This window comes from Streptomyces sp. NPDC047061, from assembly GCF_040643955.1.
In the GTDB taxonomy this organism is placed as follows: domain Bacteria; phylum Actinomycetota; class Actinomycetes; order Streptomycetales; family Streptomycetaceae; genus Streptomyces.
In genome coordinates, this window is the sequence record NZ_JBEYVI010000013.1 from 185,008 (window position 1) to 199,199 (window position 14,192).

A 14,192-nucleotide genomic window follows, 5' to 3' on the forward strand; every position below is an offset into this window, starting at 1 on the left:
CCCAAAGGCAGGGCGTTTACGCTTGGCGGTGATGAGACGCAAGACCTCTGTTCCGCCCTCTCCCCTCCCCCAGCGCCAAGGGGTGGACCCCGTGCGGGTGCGGTTGCCGTTCTCCGGGGAGTGGGGCACCGTCGGCGAATACCTGGTGGCCCGGCTCTCCGGAGCCGGGCCCGGTGTTGTCGAGGAGATGCTGGACTCGGGGGTCGTCGTGGACGCCGACGGACACCCCGTCGCCGCCCACACGCCCTACTCCCCCGGCCGCTACCTCTTCTTCCACCGCGACCTGCCCCCCGAGGTCCCCGTCCCCTTCCCCCTCGAAGTCGTCCACCGGGACGCCCACCTCGTCGTCGCCGACAAGCCGCACTTCCTCGCCACCACCCCGCGCGGCAGCCATGTCATCGAGACCGCCCTGGCCCGGCTGCGGCGCGAGCTGGACCTCCCCGAACTGGGGGCCGCGCACCGGCTGGACCGGCTCACGGCCGGGCTCGTGCTGTTCGTCGTGCGGCCCGCGGAGCGGGGGGCCTACCAGACGCTGTTCAGCGAGCGGAAGGTGCGCAAGGAGTACGAGGCGATCGCGCCGTACGATCCCTCGCTCGCCGTTCCCCGGACCGTGCGCAGCCGGATCCTGAAGGAGCGCGGGGTGCCGGCGGCTCGGGAGATCGACGGGGAGCCCAATGCGGAGACCGTCGTCGAAGTGGTCGAGCGCAAGGGTGACCTGGGGCGCTACCGGCTCACTCCACACACCGGGCAGACGCATCAACTGCGGGTTCACATGAGCGCGTTGGGGGTGCCGATTCTCGGCGACCCGCTGTATCCGGTCGTGACCGGCCCCGTGCCGGACGGTGACTTCCGGCGTCCGCTGCAACTGCTGGCGCGGAGGCTGGAGTTCACCGATCCGGTCACGGGGGTGGAGCACCGGCTGCGCAGCGAACGGACGCTGCGGGCCTGGGAGTCGTACCAGGACTGGGCCGGTCGGCGAGACGGCTAGGGCCTGATCCGCCGGACAGGGCCTAGCGGCCGAGCCACCAGCGGCGCAGCCTCGGCCAGACACCGCGCGGCTTCGCCGGTTCGGGGGCGGCGGCCGCCGGGGGTGCCATGGGCTGGGGCTGGGGCTGCGCATCGGGCGCGGGTGCCGGTGCCGGTGCCGGTGTCGCCGGGCGGCCCGTGCCGACCTGCCAGTCGGTGCGCTGCGGGGGAACGAGGGCCGGGCTCGGCATCAGGGTGACGTCCTGCTTCGGCTTGGGGTCGAAGCGCACCGGGAGGTCCACCAGGTGCCGGGAGGCGATGGAGGCGCGCCAGTGCAGCTCCTCCTCGTCGCAGTCCAGCTGGATGTCGGAGAGCCGGGTGAGCAGCTGGTCGACACCGACATCCGCGATGGCACGGCCGATGTCCTGGCCGGGGCACTCGTGCGGGCCGCCGCCGAAGGCGAGGTGGGAGCGGTTGCCCTGCATGTTGGCGCTGAGGTCGGGGCGTACGCGCGGGTCGACGTTGCCCGGCGCGGGCGCGTAGAGCAGTCCGTCGCCCTTGCGGATGCGCTGGCCGCCGAGTTCCGTGTCCTGCTTGGCGAAGTAGGCGAAGACGGTACTGAACGGCGGCTCGTCCCACAGGGACTGCTCGATCGCCTCGGGCACGGTCATCTGGCCGCCGTTGAGCTGGGCGCGGAAGCCGGGCTCGGTGAGGACCATGCGCAGGGCGTTGGCGAGCAGGTTGGCGGTGGTCTCGTAGGCGGCGTAGAGCACGACCCGCAGGTGCTGGGCGACCTCGTCGTCGTTGAGCCCGGCCGGGTGGTTGACGAGGTGGCTGGTGAAGTCGTCCTCGGGGCGGGCCCGGCGGCGGGCGGTGAGCCGGGTCAGGCAGCCCATGACGTACTCGTTGCTGGCGATCGCGGTCTCGGTGCCCTTGAGCGCGTCCCGGGCGGCCTCCACGATCCGGTCGTTGTACTCCTCGGGCATGCCGAGGAGTTCGCACATGACGGCCATCGGCAGGTGCTCGGAGTACTGGGTGACCAGTTCGGCGTGGCCCTTCTCGCAGAACTCGTTGACGAGCAGCTGGGTGTAACGGCCGATGAGACGGCGGATGCTGCGGTGGTCGATGGTGGTCATGGCGCCCTGGACCGCCGCGCGCAGCCGCAGGTGCTCGTCGCCCTCGGCGTGCGAGCAGATGGGCTGCCAGGCGATGTGCGGCATGAGGGGGTGGTCGGGCTTGACCATGCCCTCGCGCAGCGGGGTCCAGATGCGGCTGTCCCGGGTGAAGACGGCGGGGGTGCGGACCATCTGGAGGTTCTCGGTGAGCCCGAGGACCACCCAGATCGGCACGTCGTCGTGGAGCAGGACGGGCGCCACGGAGCCGTGTTCCTCGCGCAGTTTCTCGTACAGCTCGCCCAGGTGGTCCGCGTCGGCGCCGTAGAGCCGGTGGAGTCCGCCGGGGCCGCGGTCGTGCGCCGGACAGCCGGGCGGCGGAACGGGGTCGGTGCCGGTGCCGGCCGGGAAGGGGGATTCAGGCGTCACAGTGATCGCTCCGAAGAGATCCGAAGGACAGGAAGAAAAGAGGTGTCAGGTAAGGGCGCCGGACATGGCGAGCGAGTGCAGGAAACGCATCAGGGTCATCAGGACGTCACGGCTGGAGGCCCGGCGGCGGGCGTCGCACTCGATGATGGGGATCTCGGGCGCCAGGTCCAGCGCGGTGCGCAGTTCCCCGATGGGGTAACGGGGCGCGTCCGGGAAGGAGTTGACGGCGACGACGAACGGCACCCCGCGCTCCTCCAGACGTCCCATGACATCGAAGCTGACCTCCAGGCGCCGGGTGTCGATGAGGACGACCGCACCGAGGGCGCCTTCGAACAGGCCGTTCCACAGGAACCAGAACCGTTCCTGGCCGGGGGTGCCGAAGAGGTAGAGGACCAGCTGGTCGGTGATGCTGATGCGGCCGAAGTCCATGGCCACGGTGGTGGCGGTCTTCGATTCGGAGCCGTAGTTGTCGTCGACCCCGATGCCGGCCTGGGTCATGGTCTCCTCGGTGGTCAGCGGCCTGATCTCGCTGACGGAACCGACCATGGTGGTCTTGCCGACCCCGAAGCCGCCGACGATCACGATCTTCACCGCGGCCTGGGCGGTGTGCGGCAGATGGTCCTCGGTGCGGGGGCCGGGGATCGTCTCAGAGCTTTTGAAGTCCATGCATCACCGCTTCGAGAAGTGAACGGTCGGGGAGCGCCTCGCGGACGATCGGGGCGCGCGCCGTGACCAGTTCGGCCGTGATCAGCTCGGTGATCAGCGCCGTCATCGCGCTGAACGGCAGGTTGAGGTAGGCCGAGAGCTCGGCCACCGACAGCGGGGCGAGACAGAGCCGGAGCAGCGCCGCCTGCTCCGGGGTGACGGAGGGCGGTGGAGCGGCGCGCGCCACGATTAAGGTGACCAGGTCGAGTTCGGCCCGGGCGCCGTCGGCACCGCTGATGACGTAGAGCCGTTCGGGGTTCTTGTTGTCGCCGTCCTCGCCGCCGTTCTCGGGGGTCGGCGGCGCGGACGGGAGCGGGGGCGGAACGAGTTCCGGCCTGGGTTGGCGCCGTTTGCGTTGCGGAGGAGTCATACGGTCTGCCCGTTCCGCCGGGGCGGACTGGTGAGATGGGCGCCGATGCGGACGACGAGGTCGCGCATCATCTCGCTCATCCGGCCCGGTTCGCAGGTGACGTCGGCGAGCACGGCGAGGTAGGCGTTGGCACCGGCGGACATGAGGTAGAAGTAGCCTCTGTCGATCTCGATCAGGACGAGGTTCATGTCGCCGTTGCTGATGGGGAGTTCCTGGGCGACGGCGCCGGCCAGGCTCTGCACGCCCGCGCAGGCCGCGGCGAGCCGGTCGGCGGCGTCGGGGTCGCCGCCGTGCCGGGCGATGCGCAGTCCGTCGGCGGAGAGCACGACGATCATCTCGACGCCCGGTACTCCGTCGGCGAGTTGCTTGAGCATCCAGTCGAAGTTGCCTCGCTGCTGGATCACTTGAGGTCCCCCTCGTCATCGGCCTCGGGGCCGGCCGGATCGTTGATCAGATGCAGGTACTTGGTGGGGTTCCGGGTGAAGTCGGTGGGGTGGACACCCGGGTTGTTCTTCTTGAGCCCCTCCCAGAACGCCTCGACCCAGAGGCCGGGCTCGCGGCGCTCCGGCTCCGGCTGCTCGGGCTCGGGCTCCTTGTGCTGCGACCAGATGGTCGGGTTGCCCTCGCGTTCGGCGCGCTCGATGGCGGCCTGCTCGGCGATCCGCTGGCTGAGCGGCGTCTTCATCCGGCTGCGCCGCTGCGGCAGCCCGCCGGCCGTCCATTCGGTGACCTCGGGGACGTCGTCCTCCATGGAGATACCGGCGGGGATACGGGGGCTGGTGGGCCGGCGCTTCTTGGGCGGGCGCTTGGGGCCTTCGAGGGCGCCGAGTTCGGGCTTCGGGATGCCGGTGGCGCCGATGCCGTGCGCGATGCCGGGGGCTGGGTCGGTCGTCATCATGTCGCTGGGCACGATGAGGACGGCCCGGACGCCGCCGTACGCGGAGGCGCGCAGCGAGACGTCCATGTTGTACGTCTTGCACAGGCGGCCCACGACCGAGAGGCCGAGGCGCGGGTTCTCCCCGAGGACCTGGATGTCCTTGCCCTGCTTGGCCTTCTCCAGCAGGCCCTCCAGACGGCCGCGGGCCTCCTCGTTGAGGGTGACGCCGGCGTCCTCGATCTCGATGCACACGCCGGCCTGCACCTCGACGGCGGTGACGTGCACCTTGGTGGAGGGCGGCGAGTAGCGGGTGGCGTTGTCGAGGAGCTCGGCGGCCGCGTGGATGACCGGCTCGACGGAGGTGCCCTTGATGTTGACCTGGCAGATGGAGTGCAGCTCGATGCGCCGGTACTCCAGGATCCGGGACATGCCGCCGCGCAGCACGCTGTAGAGGGCGACGGGGTTGGGCCACTGGCGGCCCGGGCGGCCGCCGCCGAGCACGGAGACCGAGTCGGCGAGGCGTCCGATCAGCGCGGTGCCGTGGTCGATGCGCAGCAGGTCGTCGAAGACCTCGGGGTTGCGGCCGTGGTCCTCCTCCATCTCCCGCAGTTCGTGGGCCTGCTGGTGGACGATGGCCTGGACGCGGCGGGCGACGCTGACGAACGAGCGCTCCAGGGAGTCGCGCTGGAGGTCCTCCTCGTCGACGATGTCGAGCATGATGCGGATCAGGCGCCGTTGCGACTCGGGGGCGTGGCGCATGCGCGGGTCGACGTCGAAGACCTGGCGCACCACCTCTTTGGGTGACTCGCCGGCCTTCAGCCGGTAGAGCGCGGTCGGGAAGACCTCCCGGCCGAGGCGGTCGATCTCCTCGTCGCTCGTGGTGAGGCGTTGTTCCAGATACGCACGGTGACGGCCGTGCTCGGCCCGGGCGTCCCGGAGCCTACGGCCGCGGCGCACCGCTTCCGCCGCCGTCGCGAGCACCAGCAGCATGCCGACGGCCCCGCACCCGCCGACGGCGAGCCGGGCGGATCCCGCCACCAGGACGACGGCGGCGGCAGTCGCCGCGGCCATCAGTATGGCGGGCAGCAACAGCACGCGCGCCAGGGAAAGTTCACGGCCATCGGGAGGCGATTGCACACTCACCATGTATGCCTTCTGAGACGAATCGGCTGGGTGTCGGGGAAGCTCGTGGGGGGAAGGTTCATGGAGCAGTCTGGATCTTCCGTATGTTTGGGAACAGGCGCACGAATTCACCTCAACTCGGTGCGCCGCGGGCGAGCTTAGTCCGACCGGATCAACGCCGTGTCATATTCGGCAAGCGCCTGAAATCACCCAAAGGACTGGAGTACCCTCGGTCATTTTGCACGGAGAGCATTCATTCGAACACGGCCCGTTACGACGCACGCCTGTGCGGAGTCACTCACCGTGACGGGTGAAAGGAGTCTCCGGAGCGGACCTCAGACCCCGACGATCCGCAGCGCGGCCTCGGCCGTGGCGCGGGCGAACTCGGCGGCGGGGCGCTCCGGTTCGGAGCGGTGGACGAGGATGACGCCCTCGATGAGCCCGAAGACGAGATCGGTCCGCAGTTCCAGCTCCCCCTTGGCCAGCGCCCCGCCGGCCGCCGTGGCGGCGATCAGCTGCCGGTAGGCGTCCTTGAGTTCGGCGCGTACGGCATGGAAGCCGGCGAACCGCTCGGCGTGCACCTCGGGCAGCAGGTAGAGCGCGCCGAGATTGTGCGGCCCGGCGCACAGCAGCTCCACGTCGGCCCGGCACAGGACCCGCAGCCGCTCCTCGGCCGGGGTCACGTCGTCGGCGAGCAGTTCGCGCGCGCAGGCCAGCGACGGCGTGACGGTGGACTCCAGCAGCTCGGCGAGCAGTTCCTCCTTGCCGGAGACGTAGTGGTACATCGACGCCTGCCGCATGCCCGCGCGCTCGGCGACGGCCCGGGTGGTGGTGGCCGCGTAGCCGTGGGTGGTGAACAACTCGGCCGCGGCCGCGAGCAGTTCGGCCCGCGGCTCCAGGCCGCTGTCCGGTCGCTGCGCGGCCCGCGGCCGGCCGACCCGGCGGCCACTGCTCGTCCCCATGCGTTCGATCCTCGCACACGACGCCGTACGGCGATCACGCCGACGCCCCCCGGTGAGCCCACCGGTGAGCCCTCGGTAACCGGCCCGGAACGCCACGGCAACGCCGCCGACCCGCCCCTCTCCTAATTTCTGTCGGGCGACAGAAATATCCCCGGGGCCCGTCCGAGCCCCACCCCAGACCAAGGAGCCGGAGGTCAGCGATGGCGACAGCGACCACGTACGGAGCCCGGGCACACGCCCGCGCCCAGGAGGGCACCCGTGCCGAGGCCATGCCCGTGGTGCCGGCCGCCGACTGGCCCGACCCGCCCTGCGAGGCCGGCCACCTGGTGTGGGCCGAGACGGTGGCGGGCGGCAACTACGCGCACCGCGTCCTGGCCCGCGGCACCGAGCTGCGCCTGACCGACCTGGCCGGCGACGCCTGCGCCCACCTCCTGCTGTACGCCGACGGCCGCCCCTGGGAGCGGCTGAACGTCGCCGACACGGTGAAGGTCCAGTGGAACGCCTACCTCGGCGAGGGCGTACTGCTCCTCTCCGACCAGGGCCGGGTCCTCGCCTCCGTGGTCGCCGACACCTCCGGCCGGCACGACGCGCTGTGCGGCACCTCCACCCTGGTCCGCAACACCGAGCGGTACGGCGACGGCACGCCGCAGTCGTCCTCCCCCGCCGGCCGCGAGCTGTTCAAGCTGGCGGCGGCCAAGAACGGCCTGGAACCGCGCGACCTGCCGCCGTCCCTGTCGTTCTTCCAGGGCGTGGAGGTGCGCGAGGACGGCACGCTGGACTTCACCGGCTCCGTCGGCCCCGGCAGCAGCGTCACACTCCGCGCCGAGCAGGACGTGACCGTACTGATCGCGAACGTCCCGCACCCGGCCGACCCCCGCCCCGACTACGTCAGCACCCCCCTGGAGGTGCTGGCCTGGCGCGCCGCGCCCACCCCGCCCGGCGACCCGCTCTGGGACGCCACCCCCGAGGGCCGCCGCGCCTTCCTCAACACCGCCGAATTCCTCGCCGCGAGGGGGCTCGCATGAGCACGAGCACGCAGACCGCCGTCGTCCCGGCCCGCGCCGCCTGGTCCGCCGTGATCCGCGAGGGCGACACGCTCACCATCACCGACCTGCACGGCAACCAGGCCGTCGACTTCCTCGTCTACGACGCCCACGACACGTCGGTCCGCTACAGCGCCCCCGACACCATCCACGCCCAGGGCTCCCTCTTCCTCACCACCGGCAGCGTGCTCCTCTCCAACGAGCACACCCCGCTGATGACCGTGACCGAGGACGAGGTCGGCCGGCACGACACGGTCGGCGGCGCCTGCTCCAAGGAGTCCAACACCCTGCGCTACGGCCACCACACCTGGTCCCAGCACGCCTGCGTGGACAACTTCCTCGCGGAGGGCGCCAGACACGGCCTCGGCAAGCGCGACCTGGTCTCCAACATCAACTGGTACATGAACGTGCCCGTCGAGAAGGACGGCACCCTCGGCATCGTCGACGGCCTCTCGGCCCCGGGCCGGAAACTCGCCCTGCGCGCCGACCGCGACGTCCTCGTCCTGGTCTCCAACTGCCCGCAGATCAACAACCCCTGCAACGGCTTCGACCCGACGGCCGTGCAGATGACGATCACCGCGGCCGCGGAATGCACCGGGGCCGCGGAATGACCTCCTTCGAGAAGCTCCTGGTCGCCAACCGCGGCGAGATCGCCGTCCGCATCATCCGCACCGCCCGCGAACTGGGCCTGCGCACGGTCGCCGTCTACTCCGACCCCGACCGCTCGGCCCCGCACGTGCGCCTGGCCGACGAGGCGGTCCGGCTCGGCCCGGCGCCCGCGAAGGAGTCGTACCTCGACGCCGACCTGGTCCTGAAGGCCGCCAAGGACACCGGCGCGGGCGCGATCCACCCCGGCTACGGCTTCCTGTCCGAGGACGCCGCCTTCGCCCGGCGCTGCGAGGAGGCCGGGATCGTCTTCGTCGGCCCGACCCCGGAGCAGCTGGAGCTGTTCGGCGCCAAGCACACCGCACGGGCGGCGGCCGAGGCGGCCGGGGTGCCGCTGGCACCGGGCACCGGGCTGCTGGCCGACCTGGCCGAGGCCCTCCGCGAGGCGTCCGCGATCGGCTACCCCGTCATGCTCAAGGCGACCGGCGGTGGCGGCGGTATCGGCATGTCGGCATGTCGATCGGCCGACGAACTGACCGACGCCTGGGACCGCGTCCACCGCGTCGCCGCCGCCTCCTTCTCCTCCGCCGGGGTCTTCCTGGAGCGCCTGGTCGAACACGCCCGCCATGTCGAGGTCCAGGTCTTCGGCGACGGCGCCGGCCGGGTCGTCACCTTCGGCGACCGGGACTGCTCCCTGCAGCGCCGCAACCAGAAGGTGGTCGAGGAGGCCCCGGCCCCCGGCCTCCCCCCGCACGTCCGCGCCCGACTCGCCACCGCCGCCCGCGACCTGTGCGCCTCGGTCGGCTACCGCTCCGCCGGGACCGTCGAGTTCGTGTACGACGCGGCCCGCGAGGAGGCCTACTTCCTGGAGGTCAACACCCGCCTCCAGGTGGAGCATCCGGTCACCGAGGAGATCTACGACGTCGACCTGGTCGCCTGGATGCTGCGCCTCGCCCGCGGCGAGACCGACACCGTCCGCGAACCGGGCGCACCGCGCGGCCACGCCGTCGAGGCCCGCGTCTACGCCGAGGACCCGACCCGCGAGCACCGGCCCAGCGCGGGCCTGCTGACCCGGGTCGAGTTCCCGGAGGGCGTACGCGTCGACGGCTGGGTGGAGACCGGTACCGAAGTGACGACGTCGTACGACCCGATGCTCGCGAAGGTCGTCGCGTACGGCCCCGACCGCGCCGAGGCGCTGCGCCGCCTGGACGAGGCACTGGCCCGAACCCGTGTCGACGGCATCGAGACCAACCTCGGCCTGGTCCGCACGGCCCTCGCCGACCGTGACTTCCGCTCGGCCGCCCACTCCACGGCCACCCTCGCCGCGGTCACCGACCCCACCCCCCGGATCGAGGTCGCCGCCGCCGGCACCCTCACCACGGTCCAGGACTGGCCGGGCCGCACCGGCTACTGGCAGGTCGGCGTCCCCCCGAGCGGCCCGATGGACGACCGCTCCTTCCGCCTCGGCAACCTCGCCCTGGGCAACCCGGAGGGCGCGCCCGGCCTCGAATGCACCCTCCAGGGCCCGTCCCTGCGCGTCACCCACCCCACCACCGTCTGCGTGACCGGCGCCCCGGCCCCGGTGACCGTCGACGGCACCCCGGTGGCCCAGTGGGAGCCGGTGACGGTCCCGGCCGACGGCCTGCTGGAGATCGGTGCCCCGGCCGAGCACGGCCTGCGCACCTACGTCCTGTTCGCCGGCGGCGGCCTGGACGTCCCCGCCTTCCTCGGCAGCGCGAGCACCTTCACCCTGGGCCGGTTCGGCGGCCACGGCGGACGGGCCCTGCGCACGGGTGACGTGCTGCACGGCGGGGCGGTGACGGACGGCGAGCCGGTCGCCGACCGCCCGCGCCTCACCACCGACTGGCAGCTCGCGGCCGTCGAAGGACCGCATGCCGCCCCGGAGTTCTTCACCGAGGACGACATCCGCGACTTCTACGCGGCCGAGTGGAAGGTGCACTTCAACTCGGCGCGCACCGGCGTCCGCCTGGTCGGCCCCAAGCCGCGCTGGGCCCGCACCGACGGCGGCGAGGCCGGCCTGCACCCCTCCAACATCCACGACACCCCGTACTCGGTCGGCGCCGTCGACTACACCGGCGACATGCCGGTCCTGCTCGGCCCCGACGGCCCCTCCCTGGGCGGCTTCGTCTGCCCCGCGACGGTCCTGAGCGGCGAACGCTGGAAGCTCGGCCAGCTCCGGCCCGGCGACACAGTCCGCTTCACCCCGGTCGACGTGACCGGCGCGCCCCGCCCCGAGATCGTCGACGGCGGAATCCTCGCCCGGGACGGCGACGTGACCTACCGGCGCAGCGGCGACGACAACCTTCTCGTCGAGTTCGGCCCCATGCAGCTGGACCTCGCCCTGCGGATGCGCGTCCACGCCCTGATGGAGGCGGTGACGGCGGCGGACCTGCCCGGGGTCACCGACCTCACGCCGGGCATCCGCTCACTCCAGATCCAGACCGACCCGCGCCGCCTTGCCCAGGCCGAACTCCTGCGCGCGGTACGGGAGATCGTGCCGGCCCTGCCACCCACCGACGAACTGGTGGTCCCCTCCCGCACGGTCCACCTGCCCCTCTCCTGGGACGACCCGGCGACCCGCGAGGCGATCGCCCGTTACATGGCGGGCGTCCGCGACGACGCCCCCTGGTGCCCCTGGAACATCGAGTTCATCCGCAGGATCAACGGCCTGGACTCGGTGGACGACGTCTACCGCACGGTCTTCGACGCGGAGTACCTGGTCCTCGGCCTCGGCGACGTCTACCTGGGCGCCCCGGTCGCCACCCCGCTCGACCCCCGCCACCGCCTGGTCACCACCAAGTACAACCCGGCCCGCACCTGGACCGCCGAGAACTCCGTGGGCATCGGCGGCGCCTATCTCTGCATCTACGGCATGGAGGGGCCCGGCGGCTACCAGTTCGTGGGCCGGACGACCCAGGTGTGGTCGGGCTGGCAGCAGCGCGGCGCGTTCGAGCCGGGCATGCCGTGGCTGCTGCGCTTCTTCGACCGCATCAAGTGGTATCCGGTCTCCGCCGGGGAGCTCCTCGACCTGCGCGCCGACATCACCTCCGGCCGCTTCGTCCCGCGCATCGAGGAGGGGACCTTCTCACTGGCCGAGTACGAGGGCTTCCTGACCGAACACGCGGAATCCGTCGCGGAGTTCCGGTCACTCCAGCAGACCGCCTTCACGGCGGAACGCGACGCGTGGGAAGCCGCGGGCGAGTTCGCGAGGGCGGAGGCCTCGGCCGCACCGCCCGCCGCCCCGGCCGAGGTGTCCGTGCCGCCGGGCGGGCGTCTGATAGAGGCCGAGTTCGCGGCCTCCGTGTGGCAGTTGAACGTGCAGCCGGGCGACGAGGTGACGGCGGGCCAGCCGCTCCTCGCCCTGGAGGCGATGAAGATGGAGTCCAGGGTGCACGCGCCGATGCCCGGTGTGGTGGCGGAGATCCTGGCCCGGCCCGGCGACCAGGTGGAGGCGGGGACGGCACTGCTCGTTCTCGCACCGGCCGCGAACTGAGCGACAGGAGCAAGCCCATGTCCAGCACCGTCTCCCGTGTCCGTGCCGCCTACGCGCGCATCGAGGCGGTCGACCGCCCCGAGATCTGGATCGACCTGCGCCCGCGGGAGGATGTCGAGGCGGAGGCCCGCGCGATCGACGAGCGGGTGGCCGCGGGAGAACACCTCCCCCTCGCGGGCCGGCTGTTCGCCGCCAAGGGCAACATCGACGTCCACGGCCTGCCCACGACCGCGGGCTGCCCGGCGTACGCCTACGAACCGGAGGCCGACGCCCCGGTGGTGGCCCGGCTGCGCGCGGCCGGCGCCCTGGTCCTGGGCACGACCAACCTCGACCAGTTCGCGACCGGCCTGGTCGGCACCCGCTCCCCGCACGGCGCGGTCCGCAACGCGATCGACCCCGGCCGGATCAGCGGCGGCTCCAGCTCCGGCTCGGCCGTCGCCGTGGCCCTCGGCATCGTCGACCTCGCCCTGGGCACGGACACCGCGGGCTCGGGCCGGGTCCCGGCCGCCTTCAACGGCATCGTCGGCCTGAAGCCGACCCGCGGCCTGGTCCCGACGGCCGGTGTCGTCCCGGCCTGTGCGTCCATCGACTGCGTGACGGTGTTCGCCCGCACCCTCCCGGAGGCGGAGCAGGCACTGTCGTACCTGGCGGCCCCACCGGACCGCACGCTCCCGCCGCTCCCCCAGCGGGACCCGGGCCCCTGGCGGATCGCGGTCCCGCCGCTCGCGCAGCTCGGCGAGCTGGACGAGGGCTGGGCGGCGGCCTACGAGAAGGCGGTGGAGCGCCTGAGAGCCGCGGGCGCCTCGATCCGCCCCATCGACCTGGCCCCCTTCACGGAGGCCGCCGCGATGCTCTACGAGGGCGCGTTCGTGGCCGAGCGCTACACGGCGGTGGGTCCCTTTGTGGACAAGTTGATCTCATCCGGCGGTGAGGGCCTGGACCCCACCGTCGCCGGCATCATCACCCGGGCCCGCGACATCCCGGCCCACCGGCTCTTCACCGACCAGGAGCGCCTGGCGGACCTGCGCACCCGCGCCCTGGCCGAGCTCGCCGACGCGGACGCCCTGCTGCTCCCCACCACCCCCGGCCACCCCACCCTCGCCGAGGTGGCGGCCGATCCGCTGGGCGCCAACGCCCGCCTGGGCCGCTTCACCAACTCCACGAACCTCTTCGACCTGGCGGCCGTGGCGATTCCGGCGGGCGAGGTGAAGGGTCTGCCGTTCGGCGTGATGCTGATCGGCCCGGCGTTCACGGACGACCGCCTCGCCACGATCGCCCGTGCCCTGGAGCCGAGGGTGAGCCTGGCGGTGGTCGGCGCCCACCTGACAGGGCAGCCGCTCAACCCCCAGCTCCTGGCCCTGGGCGGGGTACTGGACCGCACGACGACCACGGCTCCGGTGTACCGCCTCCACGCCCTCCCGACGACTCCGCCCAAGCCGGGCCTGGTGAACGTGGGAGCGGGCGGGGCGGCGATCGAGACGGAGGTGTGGAGCCTGCCGGCCGAAGGCCTGGGCCGGCTGCTGGCCGCGCTGCCCCGTCCCATGGCGCTGGGCAGCGTGGAACTGGCCGACGGCAGCAGTGTCCCCGGCTTCCTGTGTGAGCCGGGCGCGCTGGCGGACGCCGAGGACATCACGCACCACGGAGGCTGGCGAGCCTTCCTGGCGAAGGGCTGACAGCCGCTCCGGGCCTGCGGAAAACCGGTGGAGCGGCGCCGCTGTGCGCCGCTACCGTGCTGCCGGACCCAGTCGCCCGACCAAGGACGTGCCGTTGTACACCGTGTGAGACCTCCCGAGCGCTGATCGGTCGCGCGTCGCGCCTGTGCTGTGCGCCGCGCCTCTTCCTGCTGCGGATTTCTCACACTGAAACCGGTGTACTTCTGTGCTCACCACCTGGGTGGTCATGCCCACCTGCCTGCCGCTCGTCCTGCGCCGTTGCCACACGTGCGCGTCGGAACGCTTCCGGGCGAGCGGCAAGTTCCGCGTCAACGCCCACCACAAGCTCATCGACGCCTGGCTCCTCGTGCTCTGCACGGGATGCGGGGAGACGGCGAAGCTCACGCTCCTGGAGCGGGCGAACGTGCGCTCCGTACGACCCGACCTGCTCGACCGGTTGCATGCGAACGACCCCGGCCTGACGGCCGAGCTGCTCCAGGACCCGGTCGTGCGGCACCGCAACCGCATCGCCCTGGACTGGGGAGGTGCCTGGCGGCTCGACACCGGCGGATCGGATCACCTGGACCGCGAGGTGATCGACGTCTCGGTGCGCTTCGCGGCGCGGATCCCGGTCCGTCCGGTGCGGCTGATCGCCGAGGGCTGCGGTCTTCCGCGGGCCGAGGTCGAGCGGCTGGTCACGGAGGGGAAGGTGGTGTCGGCGGTCCGGCTGAACAGCAGGCTCTCCGGCGACTTCACCTTCACGCTCAAACGCTGAGCCCGTACCGGGAGCAGGGGGCCGGTCCGGCGGATCGGATCCGCCGGACCGGCCCCCGC

At 72.2% G+C, this 14,192-nt stretch carries 12 protein-coding genes; 6 read left to right on the plus strand and 6 right to left on the minus strand.

The window, feature by feature from the left end; genetic code table 11:
• Positions 1-31 precede the first annotated feature (31 nt).
• Positions 32-988, plus strand: coding sequence for an RluA family pseudouridine synthase (locus tag ABZ887_RS20895; RefSeq protein WP_361291503.1), 957 nt, complete (start codon positions 32-34; stop codon positions 986-988).
• 22 nt (positions 989-1,010) lie between these two features.
• On the opposite strand, the gene ABZ887_RS20900 is transcribed toward ABZ887_RS20895, so the two are convergent.
• From ABZ887_RS20900 to ABZ887_RS20925, 6 genes are all read right to left on the minus strand, one after another.
• Positions 1,011-2,507 carry a cytochrome P450 gene (locus ABZ887_RS20900; RefSeq protein ID WP_361291505.1) on the minus strand — a complete coding sequence of 499 codons (1,497 nt, stop codon included), beginning with the start codon at positions 2,505-2,507 and terminating at the stop codon, positions 1,011-1,013.
• A 45-nt stretch (positions 2,508-2,552) separates the two neighbouring features.
• Positions 2,553-3,173 (minus strand): ATP/GTP-binding protein, encoded by a 621-nt coding sequence (locus tag ABZ887_RS20905; RefSeq protein WP_361291507.1) that lies wholly within the window; start codon positions 3,171-3,173, stop codon positions 2,553-2,555.
• Positions 3,154-3,582, minus strand: coding sequence for a DUF742 domain-containing protein (locus ABZ887_RS20910; RefSeq protein ID WP_361291509.1), 429 nt, complete (start codon positions 3,580-3,582; stop codon positions 3,154-3,156). Before ABZ887_RS20910 ends, ABZ887_RS20905 begins: the two co-directional genes overlap by 20 nt.
• A complete protein-coding gene (locus ABZ887_RS20915) occupies positions 3,579-3,986 on the minus strand; it encodes a roadblock/LC7 domain-containing protein (RefSeq protein WP_046726726.1) in 408 nt (135 codons plus the stop codon). Before ABZ887_RS20915 ends, ABZ887_RS20910 begins: the two co-directional genes overlap by 4 nt.
• Positions 3,983-5,605 carry an ATP-binding protein gene (locus ABZ887_RS20920; protein WP_361291512.1) on the minus strand — a complete coding sequence of 541 codons (1,623 nt, stop codon included), beginning with the start codon at positions 5,603-5,605 and terminating at the stop codon, positions 3,983-3,985. Before ABZ887_RS20920 ends, ABZ887_RS20915 begins: the two co-directional genes overlap by 4 nt.
• A gap of 311 nt (positions 5,606-5,916) precedes the next feature.
• On the minus strand, positions 5,917-6,543 hold the full coding sequence (locus tag ABZ887_RS20925) for a helix-turn-helix domain-containing protein (RefSeq protein ID WP_361291514.1): 627 nt from the start codon (positions 6,541-6,543) through the stop codon (positions 5,917-5,919).
• A 200-nt stretch (positions 6,544-6,743) separates the two neighbouring features.
• Between ABZ887_RS20925 and ABZ887_RS20930 the strand changes: the two genes are divergently transcribed.
• The 5 genes from ABZ887_RS20930 (at position 6,744) to ABZ887_RS20950 (ending at position 14,133) form a co-directional block, all read left to right on the plus strand.
• Entirely contained in the window at positions 6,744-7,568 is an 825-nt protein-coding gene (locus ABZ887_RS20930) for an urea amidolyase associated protein UAAP1 (protein ID WP_361291516.1), read from the plus strand.
• On the plus strand, positions 7,565-8,197 hold the full coding sequence (locus ABZ887_RS20935) for an urea amidolyase associated protein UAAP2 (protein WP_361291518.1): 633 nt from the start codon (positions 7,565-7,567) through the stop codon (positions 8,195-8,197). Before ABZ887_RS20930 ends, ABZ887_RS20935 begins: the two co-directional genes overlap by 4 nt.
• The gene (locus ABZ887_RS20940; protein ID WP_361291520.1) at positions 8,194-11,706 is read left to right on the plus strand and encodes a 5-oxoprolinase/urea amidolyase family protein; all 3,513 of its coding nucleotides are present in this window, start codon (positions 8,194-8,196) and stop codon (positions 11,704-11,706) included. Before ABZ887_RS20935 ends, ABZ887_RS20940 begins: the two co-directional genes overlap by 4 nt.
• 17 nt (positions 11,707-11,723) lie before the next feature.
• Positions 11,724-13,379 (plus strand): allophanate hydrolase, encoded by a 1,656-nt coding sequence (gene atzF, locus ABZ887_RS20945; protein WP_361291522.1) that lies wholly within the window; start codon positions 11,724-11,726, stop codon positions 13,377-13,379.
• Between the two features lie 205 nt (positions 13,380-13,584).
• A complete protein-coding gene (locus ABZ887_RS20950; RefSeq protein ID WP_361291524.1) occupies positions 13,585-14,133 on the plus strand; it encodes a DUF1062 domain-containing protein in 549 nt (182 codons plus the stop codon).
• Positions 14,134-14,192: the final 59 nt, after the last annotated feature.

What these genes read in the sequence shown, in the direction of transcription:
- ABZ887_RS20895 (WP_361291503.1), top strand. Translation starts at nt 32, where the DNA reads ATGAGACGCAAGACCTCTGTTCCGCCCTCTCCCCTCCCCCAGCGCCAA.
- ABZ887_RS20905 (WP_361291507.1), bottom strand. Translation starts at nt 3,173, where the DNA reads ATGGACTTCAAAAGCTCTGAGACGATCCCCGGCCCCCGCACCGAGGAC.
- ABZ887_RS20910 (WP_361291509.1), bottom strand. Translation starts at nt 3,582, where the DNA reads ATGACTCCTCCGCAACGCAAACGGCGCCAACCCAGGCCGGAACTCGTT.
- ABZ887_RS20920 (WP_361291512.1), bottom strand. Translation starts at nt 5,605, where the DNA reads ATGGTGAGTGTGCAATCGCCTCCCGATGGCCGTGAACTTTCCCTGGCG.
- ABZ887_RS20925 (WP_361291514.1), bottom strand. Translation starts at nt 6,543, where the DNA reads ATGGGGACGAGCAGTGGCCGCCGGGTCGGCCGGCCGCGGGCCGCGCAG.
- ABZ887_RS20930 (WP_361291516.1), top strand. Translation starts at nt 6,744, where the DNA reads ATGGCGACAGCGACCACGTACGGAGCCCGGGCACACGCCCGCGCCCAG.
- ABZ887_RS20935 (WP_361291518.1), top strand. Translation starts at nt 7,565, where the DNA reads ATGAGCACGAGCACGCAGACCGCCGTCGTCCCGGCCCGCGCCGCCTGG.
- ABZ887_RS20940 (WP_361291520.1), top strand. Translation starts at nt 8,194, where the DNA reads ATGACCTCCTTCGAGAAGCTCCTGGTCGCCAACCGCGGCGAGATCGCC.
- atzF (WP_361291522.1), top strand. Translation starts at nt 11,724, where the DNA reads ATGTCCAGCACCGTCTCCCGTGTCCGTGCCGCCTACGCGCGCATCGAG.